The organism is Sphingomonas bacterium (genome assembly GCF_903644055.1).
Lineage (GTDB): Bacteria > Pseudomonadota > Alphaproteobacteria > Sphingomonadales > Sphingomonadaceae > Sphingomonas_I.
On the sequence record NZ_CAHJXD010000135.1, the window covers coordinates 1 to 3,906 of the forward strand.

A 3,906-nucleotide genomic window follows, 5' to 3' on the forward strand; every position below is an offset into this window, starting at 1 on the left:
CAAGGCCCGCGTCGTTCGCCGCGTCGTCAGGACCCCGGCGCGCACCGCGACCACCGAGAAGACCACCACCACCGTCGCCACCACGCCGCAATAAGCGGCCATCGCGCGGGGCGTCTTCCGGGATACGGATGACGCCCCGCCGTGCGGCTGCTAAGCGCCGCCGCCATCATGGCATCTTCCGCAAGCTTTCCGCGCCGCACCTTCGCGATCATCTCGCACCCCGACGCGGGCAAGACGACGCTGACCGAGAAGCTCCTGCTGTTCGGCGGCGCGATTCACAGCGCGGGCGAGGTCCGCGCGCGGGGGCAGGCGCGGCGTGCTCGATCGGATTGGATGAAGATCGAGCAGCAGCGCGGCATCTCGGTCACCTCCAGCGTGATGACCTTCGATCGCGGCGGCATCACCTTCAACCTGCTCGACACGCCGGGGCACGAGGATTTTTCCGAGGATACCTATCGCACGCTGACCGCCGTCGATTCGGCGGTGATGGTGATAGATGCGGCGCGCGGCATCGAGGCGCAGACGCGCAAGCTGTTCGAGGTCTGCCGCCTCCGCAGCGTGCCGATCATCACCTTCGTCAACAAGGTCGATCGCGAGGGCCGGGCGGTTTTCGCTCTGCTCGACGAGATCGCCGACGCGCTGGCGCTGGACGTCTGCCCGATGATGTGGCCGGTCGGCATGGGCGGCGAGTTCGAAGGCCTCTACGATCTGGCGCGCGACCGGCTGTATCTTCCCGCCGACGACGCGACTGGGGCCTATGAGGGCAAGCAGGCAGACCTCTCCGGGCTCGGCGATCCGAAGCTGGAGGCGATCCTTTCGACCGACGGGCTCGCCAGGCTGCGCGAGGAGGCCGAGCTGGGGCAGGCGGGCTATGCGGCGTTTGACGAGACCGCCTATCGCGCGGGCGACCTGACGCCGGTCTATTTCGGATCGGCGCTCAAGGATTTCGGCGTCGAGCAGTTGATCGAAGCGCTCGCCACCTTCGCGCCGTCCCCACGCCCGCAGCCCGCCGAGCCACGTACGGTAAATCCTGATGAATCAAGCGTTTCGGGCTTTATCTTCAAGGTTCAGGCGAACATGAACCCGCAGCATCGGGATCGCGTCGCCTTCATGCGGCTGTGCGCGGGCCGGTTCAGGCGGGGCATGAAGCTGGCGCAGGTCGGTACCGGCAAGACGATCGCGGTGCATTCGCCGATCCTGTTCTTCGCGCGCGAACGCGAGCTCGCCGACGAGGCGTTTCCCGGCGACATCATCGGCATCCCCAACCACGGGACGCTGCGCGTCGGCGACACGCTGACCGAAGGGGAGGTGCTGCGCTTCACTGGCCTGCCCAATTTCGCGCCCGAAATCCTGCGCCGCATCCGGCTCGGCGATCCGACCAAGACCAAGCAGCTCCGCAATGCGCTCAACGACATGGCCGAGGAGGGGGTCATGCAGGTCTTCCACCCCGCGATCGGATCGCAATGGATCGTCGGCGTCGTCGGCCAGCTCCAGCTCGAGGTGCTGATCTCGCGCTTGCAGGCCGAGTATAAGGTCGATGCCTCGTTCGAGCCGAGCCCGTGGGAGACCGCGCGCTGGCTCTCCGCCGAGGAGCCCAAGCTGCTCGACGGCTTCATGGCCGACCATCGCGGCGCGATGGCCGAGGACCGCGACGGCGCGCCGGTGTTCCTGGCGAAGGACAATTGGGAGCTGAGCTACGTCCAGCAGCGCAATCCGGAGCTGCGTTTCGCGGCGACCAAGGACCGGCGGTGATGCTTATCGCCGGTGCGTGATGATCGGCAGCTAGCGATTCACTTCCAGCCGTTTCATGGGCCCTTGTTTTTCCCAAAAGCCGACATCACGATCAGCCATCTTAGTGGAGAGACGCAATGAAGCTTGGAATCTGCGGTTTAGCCGGGTTGCTTGCGGCTACGCTTTTTGCTTCTCCGACGATCTCGGCAACGCCTACAGACTTCGATTGTGACGTTCCTGCCGACCACTTTTCGTCCGTTTCACAAGCCGTGGTTAGTCCGATCAGTATCAAAGGAGTGATCGATTTGGTGCAATTGCGTTCCGGAAACAATCTTCCGGTCGCAGGGGTTCGCCTCGTCAGCACGGACGGTGCCAACAGCGCGGGATTTCGCCTAGTCGCCTCTTCAGCTGGCGCTAAGAAACTGGATGTCAGGCTCAATACTAAGCGTGGCGATGTTATGAAGGAGGATGTCGCGGGTCAGGTCGACGCCAAGGCAACCGTGCCCTTCGCTCTATCTCTATCCAGTTCGGGGCAAGTGACGCTTACGGTGAGCGGGAGTAGCTTTGTCGCTGACTTCGTCCCCATCGGCAGTGGTAAAGCAATGGCATTCTGCTCAACTGCGCAGTTCAAATTCACAAACCTGATCTTCGGCTCGGAAAGCTCTACCGCCGTGGCGGGTCAATAGGCGAAGTCCGTTAACGACCCATCGCGGTCGTATTCGACGAGAACACATGCTCCCTTACCGACGGGGCGTATCCTTCCTGCACTTCCGCGCCGCCGGTCAGCGCCGCAGCACGCCCCTGAACGGCGCGTCGGAGCCGTCGACGGCGTGCGGCGGCAGGCCGATCAGGTCGCGGAGCAGCGGCTCGATATCGACATTGTCGAACAGGGGGAGCGTCCGGCCTGCGCGGAAAGCGGGGCCGTTCGCGACGAAGATCGCGCGCATTTCGGGCGCCTGATTGTCATAGCCGTGGCTGGCGACGTCGGGCGCCTTGGGCACCTTGGTCCAGATCAGCCAGCCGACGTCGGCGAGGCACACCCAGGCCGGTACGCGCGGGTTGCCGCCGTAGCGCAGGCGCGCGGGGATTTCGCCGCGCGGCCAGCAGCGCACATGATCGTGCGGCCTGCGCAGCGCGGCGGCGAGCGCGGCTTCGCGGCCCGGCTTCGGATCGACGCCGATATAGGGGCCGTCGTCGGTCGCCACCCAATCGGCGGGGTCCGCGAGCGCATCCATCATCACGACATGGTCGCGCGGCGTCATCGCCATGCCGTGATCCGAAACGACGACGAGGTTGGCGGGCTGGCCGAGCGCCCCGAGTCCCGCGGTCAGGCGGCCGATCGCGGCATCGGTGTTGCGCAGCGCCTGGGCGAGCTCCGGGCTGTCGACGCCATGCTTGTGACCCTCGTGATCGACCTTGTCGAAATAGAGCAGGATGAAACGCGGCCGCTCGGCGGGATCGGGCCTGCGCAGCCAATCGAGCGCGGCATCCACGCGCTGCCGTTCGCTGTTCCCGTCGCTGAACAGCCACCAATCGCGGGGATGCACCCCTTGATAGCCGGCGTTGGCGCCGGGCCAGAAGACCGAGGCGGTGGGAATCCCCGCGCGCTCGGCCGCCGCCCATACCGGCTCGGCCTGGTCCCACCAGAATTCGTCGGCGGAGTCCTGCATCGTGAACAGGAAATCGGGTCTGGCGGCGTCGCGCATCTTGTTGGCGACGATGCCGTTATGGTCGGGCACCAGCCCGGTCACCAGCACATAATGATTGGGGTAGGTCTTGGTCGGGAAGGAGGGGCGCATCGGCGCGCGCACCCCGTCCGCCGCCAGCGCCGACAGCACCGGCGTCAGACCGCGATCGAGATAATCGGGGCGGGCGCCATCGATCGAGATCAGGATCGTCACCGGCGCGCGCGGCTCCGCGAGCGCGGGGGCCGCCAGCGTCAAAAGGATCAGCGCGAATCGCAGCAGGTTGGGCACCGCCGCATCGTGGCCGAGTGTGATGACGGACGAAAGGGCGTGACGCCGCCGGCCTTTTGAAACATTTTGGCGGGGCATAGGCGGGGACAGGAGCGTGGGGGCGGCATGACACGGGGGATGATCGGGCGGCGCGGGGTGCTGGGCGCGGGGCTGGCGGCGGCATCGCTGGCGGTGGTGCCGGCGTGGAGCGCGGGGCCGG

Annotated in this window: 3 protein-coding genes; 2 read left to right on the forward strand and 1 reads right to left on the reverse strand. The window is 66.3% G+C overall.

Annotated elements, in window-relative coordinates; translation table 11 throughout:
- Nucleotides 1-168: 168 nt before the first annotated feature.
- The gene (locus tag HUU94_RS05870) at nt 169-1,752 is read left to right on the forward strand and encodes a peptide chain release factor 3 (protein ID WP_174274168.1); all 1,584 of its coding nucleotides are present in this window, start codon (nt 169-171) and stop codon (nt 1,750-1,752) included.
- Nucleotides 1,753-1,868: 116 nt separating this feature from the next.
- The gene (locus HUU94_RS05875; RefSeq protein WP_174274169.1) at nt 1,869-2,417 is read left to right on the forward strand and encodes a hypothetical protein; all 549 of its coding nucleotides are present in this window, start codon (nt 1,869-1,871) and stop codon (nt 2,415-2,417) included.
- Between the two features lie 96 nt (nt 2,418-2,513).
- Here HUU94_RS05875 and HUU94_RS05880 read toward each other — a convergent pair whose 3' ends face one another.
- Nucleotides 2,514-3,707, reverse strand: coding sequence for an ectonucleotide pyrophosphatase/phosphodiesterase (locus HUU94_RS05880; protein WP_174274170.1), 1,194 nt, complete (start codon nt 3,705-3,707; stop codon nt 2,514-2,516).
- Between the last annotated feature and the right edge of the window lie 199 nt (nt 3,708-3,906).